Annotated in this window: 28 protein-coding genes; 19 read left to right on the forward strand and 9 right to left on the reverse strand. The window is 70.4% G+C overall.

What is annotated here, in order from left to right:
• The first annotated feature begins 172 nt into the window (after positions 1 to 172).
• From leuC to AB0310_RS03835, 6 genes are all read left to right on the forward strand, one after another.
• A complete protein-coding gene (gene leuC, locus AB0310_RS03810; protein ID WP_025103308.1) occupies positions 173 to 1,609 on the forward strand; it encodes a 3-isopropylmalate dehydratase large subunit in 1,437 nt (478 codons plus the stop codon).
• A 2-nt stretch (positions 1,610 to 1,611) separates the two neighbouring features.
• Positions 1,612 to 2,232: a 3-isopropylmalate dehydratase small subunit gene (leuD, locus tag AB0310_RS03815; protein ID WP_025103309.1), complete on the forward strand. Its 621-nt coding sequence runs from the start codon at positions 1,612 to 1,614 to the stop codon at positions 2,230 to 2,232.
• A 61-nt stretch (positions 2,233 to 2,293) separates the two neighbouring features.
• On the forward strand, positions 2,294 to 3,661 hold the full coding sequence (murA, locus tag AB0310_RS03820; RefSeq protein WP_280569504.1) for a UDP-N-acetylglucosamine 1-carboxyvinyltransferase: 1,368 nt from the start codon (positions 2,294 to 2,296) through the stop codon (positions 3,659 to 3,661).
• Positions 3,662 to 3,666: 5 nt separating this feature from the next.
• Positions 3,667 to 4,422: a lysophospholipid acyltransferase family protein gene (locus tag AB0310_RS03825; protein ID WP_187663958.1), complete on the forward strand. Its 756-nt coding sequence runs from the start codon at positions 3,667 to 3,669 to the stop codon at positions 4,420 to 4,422.
• Positions 4,412 to 5,551, forward strand: coding sequence for an NAD(P)H-dependent glycerol-3-phosphate dehydrogenase (locus AB0310_RS03830; protein WP_187663959.1), 1,140 nt, complete (start codon positions 4,412 to 4,414; stop codon positions 5,549 to 5,551). The genes AB0310_RS03825 and AB0310_RS03830 overlap by 11 nt, the downstream gene beginning before the upstream one ends.
• Positions 5,451 to 6,533: a D-alanine--D-alanine ligase family protein gene (locus AB0310_RS03835; protein ID WP_366236617.1), complete on the forward strand. Its 1,083-nt coding sequence runs from the start codon at positions 5,451 to 5,453 to the stop codon at positions 6,531 to 6,533. Before AB0310_RS03830 ends, AB0310_RS03835 begins: the two co-directional genes overlap by 101 nt.
• A 22-nt stretch (positions 6,534 to 6,555) precedes the next feature.
• Here the strand turns inward: AB0310_RS03835 and AB0310_RS03840 are convergent, their stop codons facing one another.
• Positions 6,556 to 7,038, reverse strand: a complete 483-nt coding sequence (locus AB0310_RS03840) for a DUF3515 family protein (protein WP_187663961.1) — start codon at positions 7,036 to 7,038, stop codon at positions 6,556 to 6,558.
• Between the two features lie 23 nt (positions 7,039 to 7,061).
• On the opposite strand from AB0310_RS03840, the gene thiL reads away from it, so the two are divergent.
• Positions 7,062 to 8,057 carry a thiamine-phosphate kinase gene (thiL, locus tag AB0310_RS03845; RefSeq protein ID WP_366236618.1) on the forward strand — a complete coding sequence of 332 codons (996 nt, stop codon included), beginning with the start codon at positions 7,062 to 7,064 and terminating at the stop codon, positions 8,055 to 8,057.
• Here thiL and rsmD read toward each other — a convergent pair.
• Positions 8,027 to 8,641 carry a 16S rRNA (guanine(966)-N(2))-methyltransferase RsmD gene (gene rsmD, locus AB0310_RS03850; protein WP_259951674.1) on the reverse strand — a complete coding sequence of 205 codons (615 nt, stop codon included), beginning with the start codon at positions 8,639 to 8,641 and terminating at the stop codon, positions 8,027 to 8,029. The two genes, thiL and rsmD, sit on opposite strands and share 31 nt — an antisense overlap.
• Before the next feature lie 60 nt (positions 8,642 to 8,701).
• Here rsmD and AB0310_RS03855 point away from each other — a divergent pair, with 60 nt between their 5' ends.
• The 8 genes from AB0310_RS03855 to relB all read left to right on the forward strand — a co-directional run bounded on the left by AB0310_RS03855 (position 8,702) and on the right by relB (position 14,552).
• Positions 8,702 to 10,876, forward strand: a complete 2,175-nt coding sequence (locus AB0310_RS03855) for an ATP-dependent DNA helicase RecG (RefSeq protein WP_366236619.1) — start codon at positions 8,702 to 8,704, stop codon at positions 10,874 to 10,876.
• A gap of 31 nt (positions 10,877 to 10,907) precedes the next feature.
• Positions 10,908 to 11,405 (forward strand): pantetheine-phosphate adenylyltransferase, encoded by a 498-nt coding sequence (coaD, locus tag AB0310_RS03860; protein ID WP_187663965.1) that lies wholly within the window; start codon positions 10,908 to 10,910, stop codon positions 11,403 to 11,405.
• Between the two features lie 129 nt (positions 11,406 to 11,534).
• On the forward strand, positions 11,535 to 12,029 hold the full coding sequence (locus AB0310_RS03865; RefSeq protein ID WP_025103319.1) for a YceD family protein: 495 nt from the start codon (positions 11,535 to 11,537) through the stop codon (positions 12,027 to 12,029).
• A 2-nt stretch (positions 12,030 to 12,031) separates the two neighbouring features.
• Positions 12,032 to 12,241, forward strand: a complete 210-nt coding sequence (rpmF, locus tag AB0310_RS03870; RefSeq protein ID WP_013586329.1) for a 50S ribosomal protein L32 — start codon at positions 12,032 to 12,034, stop codon at positions 12,239 to 12,241.
• Between the two features lie 10 nt (positions 12,242 to 12,251).
• Entirely contained in the window at positions 12,252 to 12,944 is a 693-nt protein-coding gene (rnc, locus tag AB0310_RS03875) for a ribonuclease III (protein WP_060923098.1), read from the forward strand.
• The gene (gene mutM / locus AB0310_RS03880; protein ID WP_259951669.1) at positions 12,937 to 13,800 is read left to right on the forward strand and encodes a bifunctional DNA-formamidopyrimidine glycosylase/DNA-(apurinic or apyrimidinic site) lyase; all 864 of its coding nucleotides are present in this window, start codon (positions 12,937 to 12,939) and stop codon (positions 13,798 to 13,800) included. Before rnc ends, mutM begins: the two co-directional genes overlap by 8 nt.
• A 63-nt stretch (positions 13,801 to 13,863) precedes the next feature.
• Positions 13,864 to 14,241: a type II toxin-antitoxin system RelE/ParE family toxin gene (locus AB0310_RS03885; protein ID WP_366236620.1), complete on the forward strand. Its 378-nt coding sequence runs from the start codon at positions 13,864 to 13,866 to the stop codon at positions 14,239 to 14,241.
• A gap of 2 nt (positions 14,242 to 14,243) precedes the next feature.
• Positions 14,244 to 14,552, forward strand: a complete 309-nt coding sequence (relB, locus tag AB0310_RS03890; protein ID WP_366236621.1) for a type II toxin-antitoxin system RelB family anti-toxin — start codon at positions 14,244 to 14,246, stop codon at positions 14,550 to 14,552.
• A gap of 125 nt (positions 14,553 to 14,677) precedes the next feature.
• Here relB and AB0310_RS03895 read toward each other — a convergent pair whose 3' ends face one another.
• The 4 genes from AB0310_RS03895 to AB0310_RS03910 form a co-directional block, all read right to left on the reverse strand.
• A complete protein-coding gene (locus AB0310_RS03895; protein WP_187663967.1) occupies positions 14,678 to 15,997 on the reverse strand; it encodes an FtsX-like permease family protein in 1,320 nt (439 codons plus the stop codon).
• Positions 15,994 to 16,689, reverse strand: coding sequence for an ABC transporter ATP-binding protein (locus AB0310_RS03900; protein ID WP_187663968.1), 696 nt, complete (start codon positions 16,687 to 16,689; stop codon positions 15,994 to 15,996). Before AB0310_RS03900 ends, AB0310_RS03895 begins: the two co-directional genes overlap by 4 nt.
• 99 nt (positions 16,690 to 16,788) lie before the next feature.
• A complete protein-coding gene (locus AB0310_RS03905; RefSeq protein WP_187663969.1) occupies positions 16,789 to 17,868 on the reverse strand; it encodes a GNAT family N-acetyltransferase in 1,080 nt (359 codons plus the stop codon).
• Positions 17,869 to 17,976: 108 nt separating this feature from the next.
• On the reverse strand, positions 17,977 to 18,261 hold the full coding sequence (locus AB0310_RS03910; RefSeq protein ID WP_187663970.1) for a hypothetical protein: 285 nt from the start codon (positions 18,259 to 18,261) through the stop codon (positions 17,977 to 17,979).
• A 519-nt stretch (positions 18,262 to 18,780) separates the two neighbouring features.
• Here AB0310_RS03910 and smc point away from each other — a divergent pair.
• Entirely contained in the window at positions 18,781 to 22,326 is a 3,546-nt protein-coding gene (gene smc, locus AB0310_RS03915) for a chromosome segregation protein SMC (RefSeq protein ID WP_366236622.1), read from the forward strand.
• Between the two features lie 124 nt (positions 22,327 to 22,450).
• On the opposite strand, the gene AB0310_RS03920 is transcribed toward smc, so the two are convergent.
• Entirely contained in the window at positions 22,451 to 23,128 is a 678-nt protein-coding gene (locus AB0310_RS03920) for an alpha/beta hydrolase (RefSeq protein ID WP_366236623.1), read from the reverse strand.
• A gap of 28 nt (positions 23,129 to 23,156) precedes the next feature.
• Between AB0310_RS03920 and ftsY the strand changes: the two genes are divergently transcribed.
• Positions 23,157 to 24,029, forward strand: a complete 873-nt coding sequence (gene ftsY / locus AB0310_RS03925) for a signal recognition particle-docking protein FtsY (protein WP_025103328.1) — start codon at positions 23,157 to 23,159, stop codon at positions 24,027 to 24,029.
• 43 nt (positions 24,030 to 24,072) lie between these two features.
• On the forward strand, positions 24,073 to 24,573 hold the full coding sequence (locus AB0310_RS03930; RefSeq protein ID WP_363444190.1) for a DUF2004 domain-containing protein: 501 nt from the start codon (positions 24,073 to 24,075) through the stop codon (positions 24,571 to 24,573).
• Positions 24,574 to 24,583: 10 nt separating this feature from the next.
• Here AB0310_RS03930 and lipA read toward each other — a convergent pair whose 3' ends face one another.
• Positions 24,584 to 25,573 carry a lipoyl synthase gene (gene lipA, locus AB0310_RS03935; RefSeq protein ID WP_366236624.1) on the reverse strand — a complete coding sequence of 330 codons (990 nt, stop codon included), beginning with the start codon at positions 25,571 to 25,573 and terminating at the stop codon, positions 24,584 to 24,586.
• The gene (gene lipB, locus AB0310_RS03940; RefSeq protein ID WP_187663974.1) at positions 25,570 to 26,220 is read right to left on the reverse strand and encodes a lipoyl(octanoyl) transferase LipB; all 651 of its coding nucleotides are present in this window, start codon (positions 26,218 to 26,220) and stop codon (positions 25,570 to 25,572) included. Before lipB ends, lipA begins: the two co-directional genes overlap by 4 nt.
• 87 nt (positions 26,221 to 26,307) lie before the next feature.
• Here lipB and AB0310_RS03945 point away from each other — a divergent pair, with 87 nt between their 5' ends.
• Positions 26,308 to 26,895, forward strand: a complete 588-nt coding sequence (locus AB0310_RS03945; protein WP_366236625.1) for a TetR/AcrR family transcriptional regulator — start codon at positions 26,308 to 26,310, stop codon at positions 26,893 to 26,895.
• Positions 26,896 to 26,922: the final 27 nt, after the last annotated feature.

Genomic DNA, 26,922 nt, shown 5'->3' on the forward strand with positions numbered 1-26,922 from the left:
CGATCGGGTGAGCAACAGAGTGTCACGGCGTGTCTCGGCGTGTCCGAGCGGTGGTAACCTGACGTCATGCGGACCGTGCTCCTTCTTAGCGGCCGCGGCGAGACCTCGATCTGAGCCCCTCCTCGTCGCGGAGTCCATCGTGGGCCGAACCGCCATCCACAGGAGACACGCCATGACCACCACCGCCGGTGCGGATTCCGCACGCCCCAGGACGCTCGCCGAGAAGGTCTGGGACGACCACCTCGTCGTCAAGGGCGAGGACGGCCAGCCCGACCTCATCTACATCGACCTGCACCTCGTGCACGAGGTCACCAGCCCGCAGGCCTTCGACGGCCTCCGCAGCGAGGGACGGCCGCTCCGCCGGCTCGACCTGACCATCGCCACGGAGGACCACAACACGCCGACGTGGGAGATCGACAAGCCCATCGCCGACCTGACCAGCCGCACGCAGATCGAGACGCTGCGCCGCAACGCCGCCGAGTTCGGCGTGCGTCTGCACTCCCTGGGGGACGCGGAGCAGGGGATCGTCCACGTCGTCGGCCCGCAGCTCGGCCTCACCATGCCCGGGATCACCGTGGTCTGCGGCGACTCGCACACGTCCACGCACGGCGCGTTCGGCGCGATGGCGTTCGGCATCGGCACCAGCGAGGTCGAGCACGTCATGGCGACCCAGACGCTGCCGCTGAAGCCGTTCAAGACGATGGCCATCAACGTCGAGGGCACGCTGCGTCCCGGCGTCACGGCGAAGGACATCATCCTCGCCGTGATCGCCAAGATCGGCACCGGCGGCGGTCAGGGCTACGTGCTCGAGTACCGCGGCAGCGCGATCCGCGCGCTCTCCATGGAGGGCCGCATGACGATCTGCAACATGTCGATCGAGGCGGGGGCCCGCGCCGGCATGGTGGCTCCGGACGAGACGACGTTCGCCTACCTCGAGGGGCGTCCACACGCGCCGAAGGGCCAGGACTGGGACGACGCGGTCGCCTACTGGCGCACGCTGCCGACCGACGAGGGCGCGACCTTCGATGCCGAGGTCTTCATCGACGCCGACGAGCTGGAGCCGTTCGTGACGTGGGGGACGAACCCCGGCCAGGGCAGCTCGCTCTCCGCCTCGGTGCCGAACCCGGCGGAGATCGCCGACCCGAACGAGCGGGCCGCCGCCGAGCGGGCGCTGGAGTACATGGACCTGACGCCGGGCACGCCCCTGAAGGAGGTGCCGGTCGACGCGGTGTTCATGGGCTCGTGCACGAACAGCCGCATCGAGGACCTCCGGGCCTTCGCCTCCATCATCCAGGGCAAGAAGAAGGCCGACGGCGTCCGGGTGATGGTCGTCCCCGGTTCCGCCCGCGTGCGACTGGAGGCCGAGGCCGAGGGCCTGGATCAGGTCATCAAGGACTTCGGGGCGGAGTGGCGCTTCGCAGGATGCTCGATGTGTCTGGGCATGAACCCCGATCAGCTCGCCCCGGGGGAGCGCTGCGCCTCCACCTCGAACCGCAACTTCGAAGGGCGCCAGGGCAAGGGCGGCCGCACGCACCTCGTGTCGCCGCTCGTCGCGGCGGCGACCGCCATCCGCGGCACCCTGTCCAGCCCGAGCGATCTGGAGGCCTGACCATGGAGAAGTTCACCACCCACACGGGGATCGCCGCGCCGCTGAAGCGGTCGAACGTCGACACCGACCAGATCATCCCCGCGGTGTTCCTCAAGCGCGTCACCAAGACGGGCTTCGAGGACGCGCTGTTCCACGGCTGGCGGCAGGACCCGGAGTTCGTGCTCAACCAGGCGCCGTATCAGGGGGCCTCCGTCCTCGTCGCCGGGCCGGACTTCGGTACCGGTTCCAGCCGTGAGCACGCCGTCTGGGCCCTTCGCGACTTCGGCTTCAAGGTCGTGCTGAGCCCGAGGTTCGCCGACATCTTCCGCGGCAACGCGGGCAAGCAGGGCCTCCTCGCGGCGACCATCTCCGAGGCGGATCTGGAGCGGTTCTGGGCGATCATGGACGCCGATCCCGGCGCGCGCATGACGGTCGACCTCGAGGCGCGCACCGCCGCCATCGGCGACCCCACCGGAGGCGCGGAGGCCCGCTTCCAGGCCGACATCGGGATCGACGATTACACTAGATGGCGGCTCCTCGAAGGGCTCGATGACATCGGGCTCACGCTGCGCAACGAAGACAAGATCGCGCAGTTCGAGGCCCGTCGCGAGTCGTGGCGGCCGCGGACCCTCCCCGTCCAGTGAGACGGAGGGGGCGGGGGAGCCAGGGGTAACCCCGCCCCCGATGAATGAAGTGAGGCCCCGAATGACGACACCCGTGCGCGACGCTCTCTCCGACGACGTCCCCGCGCTGACCGGAGACGTCCTCGCCATCCGCGGAGGCCGTCCGCTGCGCGGACGCGTCGACGTCAAGGGCGCGAAGAACCTCGCCACCAAGGCGATGGTCGCGTCTCTGCTCGGGGAGACCACGAGCGTCCTGCGCGACGTGCCGGCCATCAGCGACGTCGCCGTGGTGCGCTCGCTGCTCGAGGTGCACGGCGTCCGCGTGTCGGAGGGTGACGAGCCCGGCTCCCTGGTGTTCGACCCCAGCGACGTCGAGTCGGCCCACTTCGAGGAGATCGACGCGCATGCGGGCGCCTCCCGGATCCCGATCCTGTTCTGCGGTCCGCTCCTGCACCGCCTCGGCCAGGCGTTCATCCCCGACCTCGGCGGCTGCCGCATCGGCGACCGGCCGATCGACTTCCACCTGGACGCGCTGCGGAAGTTCGGCGCGATCGTCGAGAAGCTCCCCAGCGGCATCCGCCTCTCGACCGGCGGGGCCCGTCTGCACGGTGCCAACATCCACCTCCCGTACCCGAGCGTCGGCGCCACGGAGCAGGTGCTCCTCACCGCTGTACGGGCGGAGGGCATCACCGAGCTGCGCAACGCGGCGATCGAGCCCGAGATCATGGACCTCATCGCCGTCCTGCAGAAGATGGGCGCGATCATCTCCTACGAGCCGAACCGCGTCATCCTCATCGAGGGCGTCGAGAAGCTCCGCGGCTACGACCACCGGTCGATCTTCGATCGCAACGAGGCGGCCTCGTGGGCCTCGGCCGCTCTGGCCACCGACGGCGAGATCTTCGTCGGCGGCGCGAAGCAGCAGGAGATGCTCACCTTCCTCAACGTCTTCCGGAAGGCGGGCGGCTGGTTCGACATCCAGGAGGACGGCATCCTCTTCCGTCGCGACGGCGACATCAAGCCGGTCGTGATCGAGACCGACGTGCACCCCGGGTTCATGACCGACTGGCAGCAGCCGCTCGTGGTCGCGCTCACCCAGGCGCACGGCCGCTCCGTCGTGCACGAGACCGTGTACGAGAACCGCATGGGCTTCACCGAGGCGCTCGTCAAGATGGGCGCCGACATCGTCGTGCACCCGCGCGGGCTGCAGGACGGCCCGCGGCGCGTGCCGCGTCGTGACCTGGAGCAGGCCGCCGTCATCACGGGCCCGACGCCGCTCCACGGCGCCGACATCGTCGTCCCCGATCTGCGCGGCGGCTACAGCCACGTGATCGCGGCGCTGACGGCCACGGGCGAGTCGAAGGTGTCGGGGGTCGACATCCTGAGCCGCGGATACGAGAAGTTCCTCGCCAAGCTCGACGCGCTCGGCGCCGACTTCGACGTCATCCGGTGAGCCCGATGGCGTCCCGGTCTCCGGAGAAGACGCGTCCGAGCGTCTTCTGGCCGCTCGCGGCGATCGTCGTCCCGGTGGTGTCGCTGATCGCGAAGATCCGGATCGTCGGTGCGGAGAAGCTGCCGCGCGAGGGCTCATTCGTCCTCGCGCCGAACCACTACTCGGAGTTCGATCCGCTGATCGTCGCCATGGCGGTCTGGCGGATCGGGCGCGCCCCGCGGTTCATGGCCAAGGAGAGCCTCTTCCGGGTGCCCGTCCTCGGATGGTTCCTGCGCAAGACGGGGATGATCCCGGTCGCGCGCACGTCCTCGGCGTCCTCCGCGAAGCAGACGATGGCCCAGTCGGCGGCTCTCGTGGAGCACGGTCGCGGTGTCATCGTGTACCCGGAGGGCACGCTCACCCGAGACCCCGACATGTGGCCGATGCGCGGCAAGTCGGGAGCGGTGCGGCTCGCCCTCGCCGACGGCATCCCGCTCATCCCCATGGCCCAGTGGGGGACTCAGGCGATCATGGGCCGCTACCAGAAGGGGCTGAGCCTCTGGCCGCTCCGGAAGCCCGTCACCGTGATCATCGGCGACCCCGTCGACGTGTCCGACCTCCGCGGTCGCGCCGGCGAGCCGGCGGCGCTGACGGAGGCCACCAACCGCCTCATGAACGCGATCACCGCGCTGCTGGAGCAGGTGCGCGGCGAGAAGGCCCCCGCGGAGCGCTGGAATCCGGCGAGCCACGGCCAGAAGGAGACCGGACGCCTTGACCCCTAAGAGAACCGCGCCGGCCGGACCCCGCGTCGCCGTGATCGGCGCCGGCAGCTGGGGCACCACGTTCGGCAAGATCCTCGCCGACGGCGGCGCCCACGTGACGATGTGGGCGCGCCGTGCGGAGCTGGCGCACGAGATCCATGAGGCGAAGCGCAACTCGCGCTACCTGCCCGGCATCAACCTACCCCGCACGATGGCGGCCACGCATGAGCTGGCGACCGCCCTCGAGGGCGTCGACCAGGTCTACCTGTCCGTGCCGAGTCAGTCGCTGCGGGAGAACCTCAAGGCGCTGCGCCCGCTGATCGCTTCGGGCGACGCGAAGATCGTCAGCCTCATGAAGGGCGTCGAGCGTGGCACCGGACTGCGCATGAGTCAGGTGATCCAGCAGGAGCTGCAGTGCGATCCCGACCGGGTCGCCGTCGCCTCCGGCCCCAACCTCGCGCTGGAGATCGCGCGGGAGCAGCCGACCGCGGCCGTGATCTCGTCGCGCAGCCAGGAGACGGCGGACGTCGTGGCCCGCGCCGCGCGCAACTCCTACTTCCGCACGTTCGTGAACACCGACGTCATCGGCACGGAGTTCGGCGGGGTGCTCAAGAACCTCATCGCCGTCGCCATCGGGATCGTCGACGGCGTGGGCTACGGCGAGAACACGAAGGCCTCGATCATCACCCGCGGCCTCGTCGAGATGACCGACTTCGCGGTGGCGAACGGTGCCCAGCCGGAGACCTTGCAGGGACTGGCGGGGCTCGGCGACCTCATCGCGACGTGTCAGTCGCCGCTGAGCCGCAACAACACCGCCGGGCGGCTGCTCGGACAGGGATACAGCTTCCAGGATGTGGTGAAGCAGATGCAGCAGACCGCGGAGGGTCTGGCCTCGGTCGCCCCCGTGCTGCAGCTCGCCCGCGAAGCCGATGTGCACATGCCGATCGTGGAGCAGGTGAAGATGGTGCTCGACGGCAAGATGGATCCCCGGGACATCGCCCCGCATCTGACGACGGACGACGACACCCCGCAGGGGGAGAGGACCAACCATGGACAAGCAGACGGTGGTGGTGCTCTTCGGAGGGCGCTCCAGCGAGCATTCGATCAGTTCCGCAACGGCGGGGGGAGTGCTGGGCGCGATCGATCGTGACCGGTATGCCGTGATCCCGGTGGGGATCACCCGCGAGGGCGCCTTCGTCCTGGAGGACGACGACCCGGCGAAGTTCCCGCTCGACGCCGCGCATCTCCCGGAGGTGGTGGACAACGGCACCCGGGTGCTCTGGCCGGAACCCGGCGGCGACCGCACCCTGCGCGTCGTGCACCCCGGCGGCGCGACCGAGGGGCTCGGCGAGATCGACGTCGTGCTGCCGATCCTGCACGGACCCCACGGCGAGGACGGCACCATCCAGGGCTACTTCGACACGCTCGAGGTGCCCTATGCCGGCGGCGGCGTGCTCGACTCGGCGCTGTGCATGGACAAGCACTTCATGAAGATCGCGCTGCGGGCCGCCGGCATCTCGGTGGCACCGGGCGTGACCGTGCGCCGCCGCGAGTGGGACGTCGACCCTGCGGCCGTGCGCCGCCGTGCCGTCGAGCTCGGCCTGCCCGTCTTCGTCAAGCCGGCGCGCGCCGGATCGAGCGTCGGCGTCTCGAAGGTGACGGCTCCGGAGGAGCTCGATGCGGCCCTCGCCATCGCCTTCGCCGAGGACGACAAGGTCCTCATCGAGGCCGGGATCACCGGGCGGGAGATCGAGGTCGCGGTCCTGGAGACCGCCGACGGCGTCCGCGCCTCCCTTCCGGGGGAGATCGTGCTGACCGACCGCGGCTTCTACGACTTCGAGGGCAAGTACCTCGGTGGCGACGGCGTCGATGTGGTGTGCCCCGCGGAGCTGAGCGAGGCGGAGGTGGCGGCCGTCCAGGAAGCCGGCGTGCGTGCCTTCCAGGCGGTGGACGGTCGTGGCCTCGCCCGCGTCGACATGTTCCTCACCCCGGACGGCGAGCTCGTCGTCAACGAGCTCAACACCATGCCCGGATTCACGCCCATCTCGATGTTCCCGAAGTGCTGGGTCGCGTCAGGGCTGAGCTACGGCGATCTCATCACCGAACTGGTCGAGGCGGGTCTGCGCCGCTGACATCGGCGTTCCCCGCAGGCGCTCAGCTCGCGGGGAACTCCACCCGGTCCGTGCACTGCGCGGTGGCCGGTGCGAGTCCGGACTGGATGTTCGACGAGAGGCTGTCGACGATCGACTGGAAGTCGACCTGCTCGCCGCGGCGGATGATGACCTCGATGGCCGGCTCCCGACCGTAGGTGACGAGGCGCTGGCGCTCGTCTTCCTGCTCCAGGACCAACCAGTCGACGCCACCGAGGGTGGTGCAGACGAGGTCGGACGGGGCGGGGGGCTCCACGCCGCAACGCAGGACGACCGTGGGATCGCCCCACGCGCCTGTCGCCTGCGCGTCGGTCCACACCCGCTCGTAGCCGCCGACGGTGTCCGGCAGGAGCACGGAGACGTTCGCGCAGGCCGGGTCGTTCGCGTCCTCCGCAGGCTCGAGGTGCACGGTGGTGGAGCATCCGGCGAGTCCGGCGGCGAGGGCGATCGACCCCGCGACGGCAGCGAGGCGGCGGGAACGAAGCATGCATCCAGGCTACCTTTGACGACATGCCCTCCCGACCCGACTCCGACGATCCGCGCCTGGGAGATCTCTCGGAGGGCCGCATCCTCCGCGCCATCCTCCAGCGCACCGCGCCCGGCGCGCACACGCTCCTCGGGCCGGGTGACGACGCCGCCGTCATCGCGGCTCCCTCCGCCTCCGTCGTCGCGACGACCGACACCCTCGTGCACGGGCCGGACTTCCGCCTCGCCTGGACGAGCGGCTACGACCTCGGGTGGAAGGCGGCGGCGGTCAACCTCGCCGACATCGCCGCCATGGGCGCGCGTCCCACCGCCCTTCTCGTGGCTCTCGCCGTGCCGCGTGAGCTCCGGTTGTCCTTCGTGGAGCGCCTGGCTGACGGCTTCCGCGAGGCCTGCGCGGCGCTGGCCCCCGGGTGCGCGGTCGTCGGCGGCGACCTCACGGTGTCCGAGGTGCTCACGGTCGCCGTGACGGCACTGGGCGACCTCGAAGGCCGCCCGCCGGTGACCAGGGCGGGGGCGCGATCGGGCGACGTCGTCGCCGTGGCGGGGGAGCTGGGCCATGCCGCGCACGGACTGGCGGTGCTGTTCGGACGCTTCCGGGACGGCGAGACGCCGATGCCGGTCGATCCTGCGGCCCTCGCGGCGGGGGAGAGCGCCGCGGTCGCCGCGCAGCTGCGACCATCCCCGCCCATCGGCCTCGGCGTCGCCGCGGCGGCCGCCGGCGCGACCGCGATGATGGACGTCTCGGACGGCCTCGCCCTCGATGCGCGTCGCCTTGCGGAGGCCTCCGGCGTCACCCTCGCGCTGGACGGCGCGGCGCTCGGCGCGAACCCGGAGCGGGCGCTCGCGGGCGGTGAGGACCATGCACTGCTCGCGACGTTCCCGGACGGCGTGCTGCCGCCGGGGTTCCGCGCGATCGGTGTCGTGCGGTCGCGCGGCGACGAGGACCTGCTCTGCGACGACCGTCCTGTGGATGTCAGCGGCTGGGATCCCTACCGGGACTGGGACTCCGTCTCCGGCTGAACGGCTGCGGACGCCGGCTCGTCGCGGTCCGGCTCGGCCCACCAGAGGGTGGTGTCGCCGTAGGTCTTCTCCCGGAACACGCGGAGCCCGGCCGCCGTGAAGTCGGGGGTCGGGGAACGGCGGGCACGCTCGACGACCACGACGGCGTCGTCGCTGAGCAGCGGAGCGAGGGCGGCCAGGTCACCGTCCATCGCCTCGTCGTCGATGTCGTACGGCGGATCCGTGAACACGAGGTCGTACGACCCGGACGCTCGGCCGAGGAACGCCCGGACGGTCGCCTCCTGGACCTTCGCGGACGCGGCGCCGGATGCCTTCGTCACTGCCGCGACGTTGCGGCGTACGACGGCTGCCGCCTGCCGGTTGCGCTCCACGAGGTCGGCGCTTCGGGCGCCGCGGCTCAGGGCCTCGAGCCCGAGCGCGCCGGAGCCCGCGTAGAGGTCGAGTACCCTGGCACCCGCGATCGCGTCGAGCGACTCCAGGGCGCCGAACAGCGACTCGCGCACGCGATCGCTCGTCGGCCGTGTCCCGGCACCGGGGACGTCGAGCCGGGTGCCGCGTGCCGTTCCGGCGATGATCCTCGTCACCCGTTCACGATACGACAGGGCGCGGGCGGTCGTGTCCGTGCGGTTCCCTAGACTCGGAGCATGTCGCTCACGCTCGAATCCTCGCTGGAGGAGGCCCTCGGTGCGGCGCCGGCCAAGACGCTCGACCGCGCCTTCGGCATGAAGACCGTCGGCGACCTGCTCGCGCACTATCCGCGTCGGTACGCCGACCCCGGCGAGCTCACCCCCATCCGCGACCTCCCCATCGGGGAGACCGTCACCATCGTGGCGGAGGTCCTCTCGTCGAGCTTCCGTCGGATGCGCAACCGGCCGGGAGCCATGGTCGACGTCGTCATCGGCGACGGCGTCGGGCGCATGTCGCTGACCTTCTTCGCGAAGAACGTCGGCGCAGCGGAATGGCGCTCCAAGGATCTGGCGGTCGGACGCCGTGGCGTGTTCTCCGGCAAGGTCGGCGAGTTCAACGGGATGACCCAGTTCGCCCACCCGGAGTACGAACTGTTCGACGACGAGGACGCGGCGCGGCGGCGTGCCGATGCCAGGGCAGCCGTACCGATCCCGATCTACCCGGCCACCTCCGCGATCCAGACGTGGCAGATCGCTCGGCTCGTCGGTCGTGTCCTGGACGACCTCCGGACCGTGCCGGACCCGCTGACCCCGGAGATCCGCACCCGCGAGGAGCTGCTGACGGCGCGGGAGGCGCTCGAGGCGATCCACCGCCCGCGCTCCCGCAACGACATCGATCCCGCGGTGCGCACATTGCGCATGCACGAGGCGCTGACCCTGCAGACGGCCCTGCTCCAGCAGCGTGACGCGGTGCGGGCTCTGGCCGCCACCTCGCGGCCGGCGACCCCAGGCGGCCTCCTGGAACGCTTCGACGCCGCCCTGCCCTATACGCTCACGCCCGACCAGGAGACGGTCGGTGCACAGATCGCAGACGACCTCGTCGGCTCCTGGCCGATGAACCGACTGGTGCAGGGCGAGGTCGGTTCGGGAAAGACGCTGGTGGCCCTGCGGGCGATGCTGCAGGTCGCCGAGAGCGGGGGACAGGCGGCTCTGATCGCGCCGACGGAGGTCCTCGCGGGGCAGCATCTGCGTTCGATCACGAAGATGCTCGGTCCGCAGCTCGCCCCCCTGCTGATGCCGACCCTGCTCACCGGGCAGATGCCGGCTGCCGACCGTCGCAAGGCCGCGCTGCGCGTCGCCTCCGGCCAGGCGCTGATCGTGGTCGGCACCCATGCGCTCCTCGGGGAGAAGACCACGTTCGCCGACCTCGGGCTGGTCGTGGTCGACGAGCAGCATCGGTTCGGGGTCGAGCAGCGGGAGGCGCTGCGTGCGAAGGGATCCAGCCCGCACGCGCTCGTCCTCACCGCGACGCCCATCCCGCGGACGGTCGCGATGACGGTCTTCGGCGACCTCGACACCTCGGTCATCCGCACGATGCCGGCCGGCCGCGCCGGCATCGAGTCGTACGTCGCGCCGTTGGCCGAGCATCCCGGCTGGTTCAACCGGGTGTGGGAACGGGCAGCGGAGGAGATCGCGCAGGGCCGGCAGGTGTTCGCTGTCTGCGCGGCCATCGACACCGCAGCGAAGACGGCCGAGGCGGGGGAGCAGGCGCTGCTCGCCCCCGAGGGCGGCAAGGGCCCCCGCTGGGGCGTGGTCCAGCTCGACGAGGCCTTGGCCACCCATCCGACCCTCGGCGGGCTCCGGCGGGCGGTGCTCCACGGGAAGATGCCCTCCGAGGAGAAGGACGCCGTCATGCAGGCCTTCGCTCGCGGGGAGATCGACCTCCTCCTCGCGACGACCGTGATCGAGGTGGGCGTGGACGTCCCCAACGCCTCGACGATGATCGTGCTGGACGCGGACCGCTTCGGGGTCTCCCAGCTGCACCAGCTCCGCGGTCGGGTGGGGCGAGGCGGCGTCCCGGGACTCTGCCTGCTTGTGACCGAGGCCGAGGCCGGATCGGTGGCCCGTGAGCGTGTCGACGCGGTCGCCGCCACCCTCGACGGCTTCGCGCTGGCCGAGGTCGACCTCGAACTCCGCGGCGAGGGCGACGTGCTCGGCGCGGCACAGGCCGGTGTGCGGTCGTCCCTCAAACTGCTGCGCGTCGTCAAGGATGCCGCCCTCATCACCCGGGCTCGCGAGCTCGCGGAGGACATCCTCGCCATCGACCCCGAGCTGGCGGCGCATCCCGGGCTCCGGGAGGCCATCGGACGGCGCGTCACCGACGAGGATCGCGCGGCGCTCGCGAAGAACTGATCGCCGTTCCGGGTGCCCTAGGCTGGATGCCATGAGCAGCCGGATCGCCGTCGTCCCGGGTTCCTTCGATCCGCCGACCCTGGGTCACCTCGACGTGATCCGGCGTGCGGCCGCCCTCTACGACGAGCTGCACGTGCTCGTGGTGCACAACCCGGGCAAGGAGGCGATGCTGCCGATCGCGCAGCGGCTGGCACTCCTGGAGCGCTCGATCGCCGAGGACGGCATGGCGGGCGACATCGTCATCGGGTCCTGGAGCATGGGTCTGCTCGTCGACTACGCGCGCGATGTGAACGCCGGCGTGCTCGTGAAGGGGATCCGCTCGCAGGTCGACGTGGCGTACGAGTCGCCGATGGCGATCGTCAACCGGCACCTCGCCGACATCGAGACCGTCTTCCTGCTCCCTGACCCCGCGCATGCGATGGTCTCGAGCTCCCTGGTGCGGCAGGTCGCGAGCCTCGGTGGAGACGTGTCGCCTTTCGTGCCGCCGGCGGTCGCCTCGTTCCTCGACACCGGCGCGCGCGGGATCTGATCCGCGTCCCGCTCCCGGCGGTCTCCCGGCCCTCCTCTCCGGTGACCCGGGTAGCATGGCGGGGTGCGTTCCCGACTCAACAGCCCTTTCGTCCTCCCCGTCCGTGACATCGTCCGGCGCCCGGGGGAGATGCGCGAGCACTCCTTCTCGGTGCCCCTGACGGAGCAGTGGGGGGAGGGCATCGTCTCCTTCGAAGCGGGCTCGGAGCTCGATCTCGACGTGCGCCTGGAGTCCGTCCACGAGGGCATCCTCGTCACCGGAGAGGCGGAGGGCGAGTACGTCGGCGTGTGCGGTCGATGCCTCACCGACATCGCCCGGCCCGTCGAAGTCGAGTTCCAGGAGCTTTTCGCGTATCCTGGTGAGGAAGAAACTGACTTCGAGGTTCAAGACGACCACGTGGATCTTGAAACTCTCGTCAGGGATGCGGCCGTTTTGGCCCTTCCTTTTCAGCCGGTGTGTCAGCCGGATTGCCTCGGGCTCGACCCGGTCACAGGCGAGAGGCTGACCGAGAGCACCGGAACGGAGCAGGCCGCTCCCATCGATCCTCGGTGGAGCGCGCTCCAGCAGATCACAGACCAGGACGGCACGGCAGAACGCGGTGCCGCCGAGAAAGAAGAGAGCTAGTCATGGCTGGTAACCCCCCGAAGCGCAAGGTCTCCCGTTCGAACACCCGCTCGCGTCGCGCGCAGTGGAAGGCGGAGGCCCCCGCGCTCGTCAAGACCATCGAGAACGGCAAGGTCGTCTACAGCCGTCCGCACCAGGCGAAGGTCGTCACCGACTCGCAGGGCACCGAGCTCTTCCTCGAGTACAAGGGCCGCAAGGTCGCCGACGTCTGAGTCGCGAACCGTGACGGAGGTCCCCGGGGGGACGAGGCCTCTCCCAGACAAGCTCCGCGTCGATATCGACGCGGAGCTTCTGGAGTTGGCCCTCACCCACCGCTCCTACGCGTACGAGCACGGCGGCATCCCGCACAACGAGCGTCTCGAGTTCCTCGGCGACTCGGTGCTGGGGCAGGCCGTCACGGTCATGCTGTTCACACGGCACCCCGAGCTCGACGAGGGGGAGCTGGCGAAGCGTCGTGCGAGCGTCGTGTCGACGGTCGCCCTGGCGGAGGTCGCTCGCGGCATCGATCTGGGCAGTCACCTGCTGCTCGGACGCGGTGAGGAGCAGACCGGTGGTCGCGACAAGGACTCGATCCTCGCGGACACCATGGAGGCCGTCATCGGCGCCACCTACCTGTCCGCCGGGCCCGAGGCCGCGACGGCGCTCGTCCTGCGTCTGACCGAGCCGTTGCTCGCCGACCCCGAGCGGTACGGCGCGGCGATGGACCCGAAGACCAGCCTGCAGGAGCTCGCGGCACGCCTCGGCGCCACGCCGCCGCAGTACTCGGTCGAGGCCAGCGGCCCCGACCACGACCGGCGCTTCACCGCGACCGTGGCCGTCGGCGACGTTCGCATGACGGGTGCCGGCAGCAGCAAGAAGACGGCGGAGATGGCGGCGGCACTCAGCGCCTGGCGCACCCTCAGCGAACGTGCCTGAGCTCCCCGAGGTCGAGGTCGTCCGCTCGGGCCTCGCCCCGGCCGCGGTGGACGCCGTCATCACCGGCGTGAGCGTGTTCGATGAACGCGCTCTCACTCGGCATACCGCCGGAGCCGTGGACTTCGTCCATCGTCTGGAGGGTCGCCGCTTCACCGCGGCCGCGCGGCGGGGCAAATTCCTCTGGCTGCCGCTCGATTCCGACGACTCCGCTCTGATCGCGCATCTGGGCATGAGCGGCCAGATGCTGCTCCGCGCGCCGGACGCTCCATCCGAGCGGCACGAGCGGATCCGTCTGAGCATTGAGCACCCGCGACACGGCGAGCTCGCGATCGTGTTCGCCGATCAGCGCACCTTCGGATCGCTGGCCGTCGATGCCCTCGTCCCCGACGGTCCCTCCCGGATCCCGACGCAGGTGGCGCACATCGCGCGTGACCCGCTCGACCCGTTCTTCGACGACGCGGTCTTCCGTGCTGCCCTCGCCCGGCGGCACAGCGCGATCAAGCGGGTGCTGCTGGACCAGGGTGTCGTGAGCGGCATCGGCAACATCTACGCCGACGAGTCGCTGTGGGCGGCCCGCATCCATCCGGAGACACCGGCCGACGCTCTGCCGACCCGGGCCGTGAATCGCCTGCTCGCCGAGGTGCGGTCGGTCCTGCAGAAGGCTCTCGCCGAGGGCGGCACGAGCTTCGATGCCCAGTACGTCAACGTCAACGGGCAGGCCGGCTACTTCGCGCACTCGCTGAACGCCTACGGTCGCGGGGGGAAGCCCTGCCCGCGCTGCGGCACGCCGATCACCCGTGCCGCCTTCATGAACCGCTCCTCGCACTTCTGCCCGCGCTGCCAGCGGAGGCGCTGACCCGGGCCGATGCGCGGTGACTTCCCGTTGCCGATAGACCATGCAGGGTCTAGACTGTGGAGCATGTGGACCGTCGATCTTGGGTTGATCGAGGATTGGGTGATGAACCTGGATGACGACACCTACGATCAGGTCATCGCTGCCATCGAGCTCCTCCAAGAACACGGTCCCCAGCTGGGACGCCCCATCGTCGACACGGTGAAGGGGTCTTCGTACAAGAACATGAAGGAGCTTCGCCCAGGCTCGTCCGGCAAGTCGGAACTTCGGGTGCTGTTCGCCTTCGATCCCCAGCGGCAGGCGATCATGTTGGTCGCCGGTGACAAGGCCGGCAACTGGAAGAAGTGGTACCGGGAGAACATCCCGATCGCAGACGCTCGATTCGCCGAGCATCTGGCCCGGATGAAGACGAAGACAGAGAACGACAAGGTTAAGAGGAAGTGATCATGATGGCTCTCACCCCGGAGCGGCTGCTCGAGAGGCGTCCTGCGAACCGTCCACGTGTCGACGCGCATAAGGAACGGATGCTGGGCGAGGTGCGCGCGTACCGGCTGCGTGAACTCCGTGAGCGACTCGGACTCAGCCAAGCTCAGCTCGCCGAGCGCATCGGCGTTGGTCAACGTCAGGTCTCGAAGATCGAGAATGGCGATCTCGACAGCGCGCGCATCGGCACGGTTCGAAAGTACATTGAAGCTGTCGGCGGAGACCTCGTCGTCGAGTACGTCGCCGGCGATAGCCGGCTGCAGGTCGCTTGATCGGTCGAATGCATCCTCGGCGAAGGTGACACTCGTCACCCGCAGCCCCGCATCGTCGTTGACGGACCGAGTTCGTCGGGGTGCTGACGCCTCCTGGAGAGGCTCGCACCCGGTCCGCCACCGCCTCACGCCGGAGCGAAAGCACGATCCAGCAGCGGGCGGGTCGCCCAGGTGCTCGCCCACACGACTCCGATGCCGACGGCGACGACGGTCGCGATCGTCATCAGCGAGAGGGGCGCGACGATCAGCGCGATCCCCACCAGCGGGAACACGAGCACCGCAGCGCACAGTGCGGATCCCACCGCCGTGACCAGCAGCGGCGACATGATCGCGCGACGGCGCGCGCGGTCCACGGTCTCGACGGGCATACCCAGGTGGTGCAGGCTCCGGTGCAGGTCGCTCTTGTCGAGCACGTCCGAGGCCTGATTCACACCGACGGAGGCGGCCACCATGAGGAACGAGCCGACGAGGGTGATGATGAGCCCGGTGCGGATGTCCTCCGCGAGCGCGATGCTGGAGGGATCGTCACCGGCCCCGATCGTGTCGAGGAGGGCGACGCCGGTGCCGGCGAAGACGGCCATGAAGCTCGCCATCGCGATCCCGCCGACCTGACGCCAGGCTGCCTTCGGAGCGTCGAGCACGAGGCGTGCGGCCAGCAGACGTTCGGGACGCTCCGCCCGCCGAAGCTGACGTCCCGCCGACACCTTCAGCACCCACGGGCCGAGCACGTTCAGGACCGTGAGGGCGAGCGCGAACGTCGCCGCGAGCACCGCGATCGTCGCCACGATCCCGCCGATCATCGGGAAGACCTTGACGAGCACGAACGCGAAGGCGATGCCCACCACCGCGATGACGGCCCGGACCCAGTGCACGTTCGTCGGCGCCGTGCGCGTTCGGACTCCGAGTGGCGAGATGACGACGCGGCGCAGCCCCACGACGGCACTTCCGGCGGCGAGCACGAGCACGCCGGCCACGACAGCGGCGATCATCACCGGAGGGAGCACGACCGCAGGCAGGCCGAGCGGCTCGCCACGGAACGGGATCAGACCGATGAGCGGGCTCAGGGCCAGATGGCCGCCGACACCGATGATCGCGCCGGTGGCGGCGACGAGGACGGACTCGACGACGGTCGCCGTCGTCACCCCGCCCGGAGTCACCCCGAGCAGACGCAGAGTGGAGAGACGTTCGTCGCGGCGTCGGGCGGACAAGCGGGCGGCGGCGCCGCCGAGCGAGGCCAGCGGCACGACCAGGAGGACCAGGGCGATGGCGGCGAGCGCCTGGTACAGGACGGCCTCGTCGTCGGTCCAGGTCCAGAAGGCCTGGGCCCCGCCGACGACGGTGAGGACGAGGGTCGTGACGACCGCGAAGGCGACGATCGGGAGCGCGAGAACGCTCCGCTGTCCGGGAGCGGGACGCAGGAGCAGGCCGAGGACGGAGAGGTTCACGCGTTCACCGCCGAACCGAGGATGCGGCCGTCCCGGACAGCGACCGTGCGGGTGCAGCGGGCGGCGACGTCGGCGTCGTGCGTGACGACGATGAGGGTGCGGCCCTGTCCGGTCGTGGACCACAGGAGCGCGTCCATGACCTCGGCGGAGGTGTGCGAGTCCAGGGCGCCGGTCGGCTCGTCGGCGAAGACGAGGTCCGCACCCGTGGCCTGGGCTCTGGCGATGGCCACGCGCTGGGCCTGTCCTCCCGACAGCTCGCCGATGCGCCGTTCCTCCATGCCGCCGAGCCCCAGTGCCGCGAGCCACGACGCCGCGTGGGGGAGTGCGTCCTTCTTCGCGACGCCGTTGATCATCGAGGCGAGGGCGACGTTCTCCACTGCCGTCAGCTCGGGGATCAGCAGTCCCTGCTGGAAGACGAACCCGAATCGCTCGCGACGCAGCCGGGAGCGCGCCGCCTCGCCGAGCGCGGTCACCTCGATGGGCGTTCCGGTGGACGGGTGGAAGACCACGCGCCCGCTGTCCGGGGCGGTGATGCCCGCCAGCACGTGCAGGAGTGTGGTCTTGCCCGACCCCGACGCTCCCATGATGGCGACGGACTCGCCGCGGTGCACGGTGAGGTCGACTCCGGCGAGGGCGTGTGTGACGCCGTAGGTCTTCACGAGGGCGTGGGCCTCGATCACGGGAGTGTTCATGTTCCCAGCCTCGCCGGAGACCTGTGCCGGTGTCGTCGGTCAGGCGGATGAAGCTGAGCGGTAGCCGTCATCCGAGAGGATGACGGCTACCGCTCGTCCTCAGATCTTCTTCTGCCACGCGCCCGCGTACGACACGGGGACGAAGCCGATCGCCTCGTTGATGTCGAGCATCGGCCGGTTCTCCTCCGCGTTGAACGTGGAGACCACGTCCGAATCCGGGACGAGCTCCCGCCACCGCAGGAGGTTGGCGCACTTCACGATCGTTCCGAGGCGATGGCCGCGGTGGTCCTTGGCGACCAGCGTCCCGAACTGGTGGGTGGTCCCGGTCTTCTCCGCACCGATCAGCAGCTCGTTGTACGCGACGAGGGTGCCGGACGGGACATGCTCCACGGCGACCACGGACACCGTCTGGCCGGCGCCCGTGAGACGAGCATCGCGGCGGACGACCCGATCGGCGTCGTAGACCTCGGCGACGAAGTCCATGTCGCCACTGGGGGCGTCGGTCGACAGTCGGGCGAGCACCGCGGCGTATCCGTCGCGGAACTCCGGCGGGGTGGGCAGCTCCCACTCGACCACGCGGTAGTCCGGACCCGCCGCCGTGAGCGCCGCGCCCAACGCGCGGCGCAGGGGCTCCGGGTCGGCACGCAGGTCGAGCTCGCTGTTGCGCTCCACCTGCTCCAGCGTGAAGCCGCGGGCTTCGACCACGTCGCTCAGCGCTGTCGCCGGGATGCGCCCCCATCCCGTGCGCGGTTGGAGCATGCGGTCGGCCTCCTCGGGGCGGTGGAGGGTCCAGATCTGCAGGACGCTCCGGCCGCGCTCCCTGGCCTCGGTCTCGGCGCGGTCGAGCAGCGCGTCCTCGACACCACGCCCGGTGTGGGCGGCCGGGACGAGGAGGTCGAGCTCGGCGGCGTGCGCGTCCTCCTCCTGTGCGAAGGACACCGTCACCATGCCGATGATGTCGTCCCCCTCGCGCGCCACGAATCCGAGGTCCAGCGCATCGGAGTCGTCCTGCCAGTTGGGCAGCATCTGCGCGGCGTCCGGGGCGAGGTCGGGGAGGCCGACCTGCTCGTCGCAGATCTGTCGATTGAGGGCGCCGTAGGCGCGGAAGTCCGCGGCGTTCGCATCGGCGAGGGTGGCCGGGACGATCAGCGGCGTGATCGTCAGTGCGGCGGTCGTCATGTCGGGTCCTTCGTGTCGGAGGGAGGAGGAGGTGCCGGGTGGCCCGGCGTCCGTCCGCAGCTGTACGGACGGACGCCGGGTCGGCGTCGATGCGGTCGTCATCGTCTGTCAGCGCATTCCGCGCTGCATGTCGTGCATGAGGAGGGCGTGCGCCTCCGCAGCCGAGCGGTGACGCTGCTCTCCGACGAGGAACAGGTCGCCGGGATCGACGGTCCACGACCGGCGCGGACGCCGGGGCCGCTGCGCCCGCTGGAACAGCCAGAGGCCGATCCGGAGCGAGAGGCGGTCCGCGATGCCGAGCTGACGCAGCTCGTCGTCGCGGGGGATCTGGAGGACCTCGCGGTCCTCGGTATCGGGCGGATGGGTGGTGCTGCGTGACAGCGTGATGTTCACGATGGTTCCTTCGAAAGGGAGGGATGGGGTGCGGAAGCACCACGTCAGGACCGAGTCGTCGGCCGCGACGGGTGCGGACGAGAGCAGCGCCTGTGGAGCCGCGGAATGCGGAGGCCGGAGGCGGGGATCCATGATCCGAGGGGATCAGAGGGTGGGACGCGACAGAACAGGCGGGAGAAGACCCGGATCGGGTCTGCGTTCCCAGGCTGCGGTTCTAGCCGAGCGAGCCGTGACGGACGCCGGCGGTCACCGATGCCGCGTGGCGCGGCGCAGAGTGCGCAGGCGCGGCGAGGCCAAAGACCTCTGCGGTGTGCTGAGTGATCATCATCGGTAACCTCCTTTCGTGTGGCGATCCGGAGGCCACCGTAGCGAAACTCACAGGAGATCGTCAAGCATTTCGTGCTAGCACCGGCGTGTCGCGATCGAGCCGGGGTCCGTGACGACCGCGCGGGATACCGGCCGTTCCGCGGGATTCCGGTAGCGTAGCGGCGTGAATCTCCCCGGACGAGCGGTCGCCCCATGCACCTGAAGAGCCTGACGCTCAAGGGGTTCAAGTCGTTCGCACAGCCGACGACCTTCGTGTTCGAGCCCGGCGTCACGTGCATCGTCGGACCGAACGGCTCCGGCAAGTCCAACGTCGTCGACGCCCTCGCCTGGGTGATGGGGGAGCAGGGAGCGAAGACGCTCCGCGGCGGGAAGATGGAGGACGTCATCTTCGCCGGCACGTCGACCCGCGGCCCCCTCGGGCGTGCCGAGGTGCAGCTCACCATCGACAATGCGGACGGCGCGCTGCCCATCGAATACGCCGAGGTGACCATCAGCCGCACGCTGTTCCGCAACGGCTCCAGCGAATACGCGATCAATGGGGAGGGCTGCCGTCTCCTCGATGTGCAAGAGCTGCTCAGCGACTCCGGCCTCGGCCGCGAGATGCACGTCATCGTGGGTCAAGGACGGCTCGACACGGTGCTCCAGGCCTCGCCGGAGGATCGACGCGGCTTCATCGAGGAGGCGGCGGGCATCCTCAAGCACCGTCGGCGCAAGGAGAAGACGCTGCGCAAGCTCGACGCGATGGAGGCCAACCTCACGCGTCTGAGCGATCTCGCGGGGGAGATCCGCCGCCAGCTCAAGCCGCTCGGCCGCCAGGCCGAGATCGCGCGCGAGGCGCAGACCATCGCCGCCGTCGTCCGCGATGCCAAGGCCCGACTCTTCGCCGACGACGTCGTTGCGCTGCGCACAGCCCTCGCCGACCACACCCGGACCGAGCAGGAGCGGCACACCGAGCGCCTGGTGCTGTCCGACCAGGCCGAGACCGTGCGCGCCGGGATCGCTCGGCTGGAGAAGAACCAGAACTCGATCGCCGTCGACGAGGCGCGCAGCGTCGCCTTCGGGCTCGAGCAGGTGCAGGAGCGGGTGCGCGGGCTCTACACTCTCGCCAACCAGCGCCTCGCGCTTCTCGGGTCCGAGGAAGACGACGCGGCCGTGACCGCGGTGACCGTCACACAGGCGACGATCGACGAGGCAAAGGAGGACATCGAGACGATCTCGTCCGGCCTCGGCGATGCGCAGGACGCCGCGGCTGCGGCGAGTCGCGAGGTCGTGAACGCCCGCGCCGAGCTCGACACGCTCGACGTGGACATCGCGGAGCAGAGCGCGCTCGTCTCCGAGTACGACATGCGACTGTCCTCGCTCCGCGGGAACGCCGATGCGGCGGCATCGGCCCTGGCCGCCGTCCGCGGCGCCGTGCTCCGCCAGGAGAACGCCCTCGAAGCCGCGCACGCCCGGCGACGAGAGGCCGAAGAAGCCCTGGAGGCGATCGGCGACGCCGAGGCCCCCGAGGGCACGGCCGTCGAGTACGCCGCGGCCTACGAGAGCGCTCAGCGTGCGGCGACGGCGGCGGAGGCGGAACGGGAGAGCCTGCGCGAACGGCTGCATGCCGCCGAGCGCGAGGTCGACGCCCTCACCGCGAAGGCCGCCGCCCTGAGCAGTGCCCTGTCGCTGTCGGGAGGCGCCGCCGAGATCGTCGCCGAGGGGGGTCCAGGGGTCCGCGGTCTCGTCGGTGATGCCGTGCAGGTGCGGGCGGGATACGAAGCCGCGATCGCGGCCGTCCTCGGTCCGCTGGCCGAGGGTGTGCTGGTCGGTTCCGCGGAGGATGCGTTCATCCTCGCGGCGGAGGCCGCAGAGCGCCGCCGGGGCGTGGTCGACTTCGTGCTCGCCGATGCCCCGAGGGAGCAGCCGATACCCCCGGCCGTCGACGGCGTGATCGCCGCGACGGAGACGGTGACCGCGCCGGACGGGATCCTCGGCATCCTGGCGCACGTTCTCATCGCCGACGACCTCGATGCGGCGCGTGCCGCGCGGCGCATTCTCGACGCGAGAGGCGACACCTCGACCACGATCGTGACCACCGGCGGCGACGTCATCACCGCTCAGACCCTGCGCACGGGTTCCGGAGGGGAGCGTTCGCGCCTCGAACTCGCGGCGGAGCGGGACGCCGCGACCGAGCGGCTCACCGAGATCCAGATCGTCGTCGACTCCCTCCGTGAGGCGCGTATCGACGCCGACGAGGCCGTGGAGGAGACGCGGCGTCAGGCGAAGGACGCGCTGCGCGCGTTGCGCGAGCACGACGCCGCCCTCGCGACGCACGCGGAGCAGCTCAACAAGGTGACCGTGCGTCACGAGGCCGCTGTCGCCGAATGCGATCGCCTGGAGACCGGACTCGCCCAGGCGCTGGCCGCCGTGGCCGACGCGGAGGCGAAGGCGGAGGCCGCGAAGGCGGAGCTCGACTCCGCGGTCGCCGCGCCGCGTCCGGTGCTCGACGCCTCGGCGCGCGACGGTCTGTTGGAGGCACTGGAGAGCGCCCGCGAGGGCGAGGTCCGTGCTCGTCTGGAGGTCGAGACCCTGCGGGAGCGGGTCCGGGCGGCGCAGTCCCGGGTGACCGCGTTGGAGCGGCAGCGCGAGCAGGAGCGGGACGCCGCGGCAGAGGCCGCCCGACGCGCCGTCATCCGCCGGGCGCAGCGCGAGGCGGCATCCGGAGTCGTGGACGAGCTGCCGCGCATCCTCGACTCCCTCGACCGCTCCGTGACCGAAGCCCGCGTCGCTCTCGCGGAGGCGGAAGCCGCCCGGTCGGCGCAGAACGAGGAGCTCGTCGCGCTGCGCGCCCAGGAGTCGTCGCTGCGGGAGCGTCTGGCCGGGCTCACGGAGAGCGTTCACGGCCTGGAACTGCAGATCCACGAGAAGAAGCTCCACCTGAACAGCCTGTTGGAGCGCGTGTCCTCGGAACTCGCGCTCGACGAGGACGTGCTCGTCGCCGAGTATGGGCCGGACCAGCTCGTGTCGCGGGATCCCGGGGCGGAGCCGGCCGATGGCGAGCTGCTCGACGACACCGCGATCCCGTTCGACCGCCGCATCCAGCAGCGGCGTCTCGCGGACGCGGAGCGGAAGCTCGCGCAGCTCGGGCGGGTCAACCCGCTGGCACTGGAGGAGTTCGCCGCCCTGGAGCAGCGTCACGCGTTCCTCACCACGCAGCTCACGGACCTGACGCAGACCCGGCAGGATCTGCTGACCATCATCGCCGACCTCGACGAGCGCATGCAGACGATCTTCGCCAGCGCGTTCGAGGACACCAAGGAGGCGTTCGGCCAGGTCTTCCCGCTGCTGTTCCCCGGCGGCACCGGCAGCATCTCGCTGACCGATCCGGACAACATGCTGACGACGGGGATCGAGGTCTCGGTCCGCCCCGTCGGGAAGAAGATCGAGCGGCTGTCGCTGCTGTCCGGCGGGGAGCGGTCGCTGGCCGCGGTGGCGCTCCTGGTGGCGATCTTCAAGGCGCGTCCCAGCCCGTTCTACATCCTCGACGAGGTCGAGGCCGCCCTCGATGACGCGAACCTGGGCCGGCTCCTCACCGTCTTCGAGCAGCTGCGGGAGAGCTCCCAGCTCCTCGTCATCACGCACCAGAAGCGGACGATGGAGATCGCCGACGCGCTCTACGGCGTGTCGATGCGTCAGGATGGCGTCTCGGCCGTGGTGGGTCAGCGCGTCGGCGACCGCGCCGCCGCCGCCGTCTGAGTCCTGCCGCCCTCCCTCGGCGCGCACAGCTTCGGAGATCATGGCCCTCATCCGGCGTGTCGATGGTCGGATCCGGCGTGTCGCCCGCGGTCTCCGAAGCTGTGACCGGACGGACGGGGCCGGGTCAGATCGCGAGGGAGCGTTCGAAGCCCGTGATCACAGTCGGGAAGTCGGGATGGTCCTGCGGGCGGTGAGCGTAGCCGGGGAGCATCATGTGGTCGGCTCCGACGTCGACGAGCCTGCTGGCGATGATCTCGTACTCCTCGTTCCATCCGCCGGTGACCACGAGGGTCGGCACGCCGGCGAGACAACGCTCCCGGATGCCGTGACCCCAGGGGAGGTTCGTGGTCGCCCACCGCTGCGCGACCGCGCGCTCGTCCTCCCAGCGCTCCCGGGTGGACGGGCCTCCGAACATGAGCGGGCGCAGGATGGACCAGAAGCCGAAGAGGTCGCCCTGCGTCACCCTCGCCCGTGCCTCCGTCACCACCGCGATATGCCGCTCGATCGGAGCTTCACCGCGGGCGATGTCGTACAGGGCGGGCTCGACGAGGACGAGGCCGGACACCCGCAGGCCGTCGGCGATGGCGCGGACGGCGGTCACCGCGCCGATCGAGTGCGCGAACACGAGCGGCGTCCGGTCACGCTCTCCCTCGACGAGGGCGTCGGCCTGACCCTCGATGGTCGAGTCCTGAGGGAAGCTGAGGAATGTCCCGGACTCCGGCGTGTACGAGGGCCACGCGGTGGTGCCGCGTCTGCCGGCACCGTGCAGGAACACCCGGTGCGGGAGCGGCGCGCGGTGCATCCCTGGATGCTACCCGTAGGCTGGACGCATGGCAGAGAAGTCCTGGTCTCTCGGTCGCGCGCTGCGCGGCATGTTCGTGAAGCCCACCATCGACGAGACGACGTGGGAAGACCTGGAGACGGCGCTCATCACGGCGGACTTCGGCCCCGACATCAGCGAGCGCATCGTCGAAGAACTGCGCGACAAGGTCGCGAAGTACCGCACCACCGACCCCAAGGACCTCCAGCGCATGCTGCGGGAGACCCTGGAGGAGCACTTCGCGAAGTTCGACACCACTCTGAAGCTCACCGAGCGGCCCGCCGTGGTCCTCGTCGTGGGTGTGAACGGCGTGGGCAAGACGACGACGATCGGGAAGTTCACGAAGTTCCTTCGCGGCTACCAGCGGAGCGTGGTGGTGGGGGCTGCCGACACCTTCCGTGCGGCCGCCGTCGACCAGCTCGCCACCTGGGCCCAGCGCGGGGGAGCGGCGATCGTCCGCCCGCAGCAGGAGGGGCAGGACCCGGCCTCCGTCGCCTTCCAGACCGTCGAATACGCCAAGCGCGAGGGTATGGAGATCGCGATCATCGACACGGCGGGGCGGCTGCACACCAAGGGCGGTCTCATGGACGAGCTGGGCAAGATCCGCCGCGTCGTCGAGAAGCAGGCCCCGATCAGCGAGGTGCTCCTCGTCCTCGACGCCACGACGGGACAGAACGGTGTGATGCAGGCGGAGACCTTCCTGCAGCACGCGGGCGTGACGGGGCTCGTGCTCACCAAGCTCGACGGCTCGGCCAAGGGCGGCTTCGTGCTCGCCGTGCAGGAGCGGACGGGCATCCCGGTCAAACTCCTCGGACAGGGCGAGGGCATCGACGATCTGACCGGTTTCACGCCGCACGTGTTCGTGCAGGCGCTGGTCGGCTGACACAGGGCTTCCGCCCCGAGCACCAGGCTGGTTTCATAGCGTTATGGCGATCGAACACGACTACTTCGGACTGCTGTCGTCGGGCCCCGACGGCTCGATCTTCTGGTCGGAGACGGTCGAACTCGGCGACCAGAGCGTGACCGTGGACCTGACGGCTCCGGACCAGGACGACGTCTCCGCCGACGCCCTCGACATCGCCGCCGGACTCATCGCCGGTCTGGAGAACGTGGACGCGACCGCGCGCCGCGGAATGCTCGCCGAGGTGGACGACCGCACGAGTGAGGTGACCGAGTACATCCTTCAGCAGCAGGAGGTGTTCGGCGACGACCTCCCCGACGTCCTCATCGACGTGTCCGGGGACGCGGCCGTGGACATCATCCGGTCGATGCGCCTGATGAGCATGACGATCCTCGCCGACGAGCACGGTGGCTCCGAGCCGTTCGCCGTCCTGGAGTACGCGCTCGATGACAGCGCCACCGACGACGTGCTGCTCGTGAACCTCGGTTCCGACGGCAGCGTGCAGTCGGTGATGAGCGCCGACTGACCGCCGCCCGTCAGACGGCCTGCGCGAACCCGAGGTCGGCGCTGTCCGCGATGTGCGCGAGATGAGCGGGGACCTCCCGTCCCTTCGAGGTCATCGACTGCGCCCAGAGCCGCCCGGCGCGGTACGAGGAGCGCACGAGAGGTCCGGCGAGCACCCCGAGGAAGCCGATCCGCTCCGCCTCTTCCTTGAACTCGACGAACTCGGCGGGCTTCACCCACCGGGAGACCGGAAGGTGCCGCGGCGTCGGGCGGAGGTACTGGGTGATGGTGATGATGTCGCAGCCGGCGTCGTGGAGGTCCTGCAGCGCCTGGACGACCTCCTCCGGCTCCTCGCCCATGCCGAGGATGAGGTTCGACTTCGTGATGAGCCCGGCATCGCGAGCCTGCGTGAGCACGTTCAGCGAGCGCTCGTAGCGGAACGCGGGGCGGATGCGCTTGAAGATGCGGGGCACGGTCTCCACGTTGTGCGCGAACACCTCGGGGCGTGCATCGAAGATCTGGCCGAGGAAGGCGGGGTCGGCGTTGTGCTCGTTCGCCAGCAGCTCCACTCCGGTGTTCGGGTTGAGCTCGTGGATCTTCCGCACCGTCTCGGCATTGAGCCAGGCTCCGGTGTCGGGGAGATCGTCGCGGGCCACGCTCGTCACGGTCGCGTAGCGGAGGTTCATCCGCTGCACGCTCTCGGCGACGCGTCGTGGCTCGTCGGTGTCGTAGTCCGCGGGCTTGCCGGTGTCGATCTGGCAGAAGTCGCAGCGGCGCGTGCACTGCGACCCGCCGATGAGGAAGGTCGCCTCGCGGTCTTCCCAGCACTCGTAGATGTTCGGGCAGCCGGCCTCCTGGCACACGGTGTGCAGGTCCTCGCTCTTCACGAGGGAATGCAGCGCCGAGTACTCCGGCCCCATCTTGGCCTTGGTCTTGATCCACTCGGGCTTGCGCTCGATCGGGGTCTCGGCGTTGCGGATCTCGAGGCGGAGGAGCTTGCGCCCCTCGGGGGCGGCGGTCATGCCGGGACTCCTGTCAGGTCGGGTGCGTGGGCGGTGCGGAAGGCGTCCTGCACGGCGTCGACGAGGTCGAGCGGGCCGACCACGCGGCCAGACACCTCGCTCACCGTGGTCACGCCGGCGTCGGTGATGCCGCAGGGGATGATGTCGCGGAAGGGCGCGAGGCTGTTGTCGCAGTTGATGGCGAAACCGTGCATGGTGACGCCCTGCTGCACGCGCACGCCGATCGCGGCCACCTTGTCCTCCGACAGCGGTCGACGCACCCACACCCCGCTCCGCCCCTCGACCTGGTGACCGTCGACTCCGAACGGGCGCAGCACCTCGATGAGGATCCGCTCCAGACGCCGCACGTGCGCGACCACGTCCATCGGCTCCGGCAGCCGGAAGATCGGGTAGCCGACGAGTTGCCCCGGCCCATGCCAGGTGATCTTCCCGCCCCGGTCGACGTCGATGACCGGGGTCCCGTCCTGGGGGCGCTCGTGGTCCTCCGTGCGCTTCCCCGCGGTGTACACGGCCGCGTGCTCGAGCAGGATGAGGGTGTCCGGGCGGGCGCCGGAGACCACGTCCGCGTGCACGCGGCGCTGCAGGGCCCAGCCCTCTTCATAGGGGACGGGGGTCGGCATGAAGCCGGGAGTGAGGATGTCGAGCATGCGTCGTCGCTTCCCTCGAATACATGGATTGCGTCCAACAATACATCCTCGTCCGGGCCGCGGCGTCCCGCGCGGTACCGTGAAGTCATGAACCGGACTGGTCGCGCCGGCCGCCCGAAGGCTTCCTCGCGCGAGACCCTCGCCGAGGCCGCCTGCGAGCTCTTCCTGGAGCGCGGGTACGAGGCCGCCTCCATCGCCGACATTACCCAGCGGGCGGGGGTCAGCCGTTCGAGCTTCTTCAACTACTTCACGTCGAAGAGCGACGTGCTGTGGTCCGGCATCGACGAGCGCATCGGCGTCGCGATCGCCGCGCTGGACGACCTCGGCCGCGAGGCCACGGGGGCGCGGGTGCGCGGGATCCTGCAGGGGATCGTGGACGATTTCGCCCCGGATCCGTTGGCGTTGGCGCTGCGGAATGCGGAGGCCATGGCGCTCGAGGTGGAGCTGGTGCGGGAGACGGGTGTCCGTCTGGCCCGCCTCGCCGCCGCGGTCTCCCGTGCGGCGTGCGCGGCGGGTATCGATGTGATGCGTGCGGACGTGCTGGGAGCGGCGCAGGCGGCCGCCGTCCTGTCCGCCCTGCGCGTCTGGGCCGAGGAGGGGGCAGGCCGCGGCACACCGGAGTCCGTGCTCCGCGAGGCGCTCGCCCGCGTGCACGATCTGCCCTGGGGGGAGTGACGCGCGGACGGATCGGTGTCGGCCGGA

This window comes from Microbacterium meiriae, from assembly GCF_040702565.1.
GTDB classification, from domain to species: Bacteria; Actinomycetota; Actinomycetes; order Actinomycetales; family Microbacteriaceae; genus Microbacterium; species Microbacterium meiriae.